This window comes from Psychromonas arctica, from assembly GCF_038155225.1.
GTDB lineage: Bacteria > Pseudomonadota > Gammaproteobacteria > Enterobacterales > Psychromonadaceae > Psychromonas > Psychromonas arctica_B.
The window spans coordinates 1-211 of the sequence record NZ_JBAKBA010000410.1; the positions used below are offsets into that span (position 1 = coordinate 1).

The 211-nt window shown below is 32.2% G+C and carries 1 protein-coding gene; it reads right to left on the reverse strand.

The features are described 5' to 3' along the window. Positions 1-4: 4 nt before the first annotated feature. Positions 5-211 (reverse strand): NnrS family protein (locus tag V6255_RS18940; RefSeq protein WP_341629481.1); only part of this gene is annotated, 207 nt, incomplete at its 5' end.

Below are 211 nucleotides of genomic sequence, written 5' to 3' on the forward strand. Positions count from 1 at the left end.
TATTTTAACCAGGTCGTTTATCAAGACGAGCAGAAACTAACATTTTTGCAATAAAAATAATAAATAATATAAATGCACTACACCAAAAAAGAGCACTTAAGGCATAAGCCATTAAGGGTAAAACAGGTAAGAAATACGCTAAAAAACCACGTCCTAAAGCAGAGAGAGCTGTAGCAATAAAAGCTATATTCATCCATTTAGATGGGTTTAA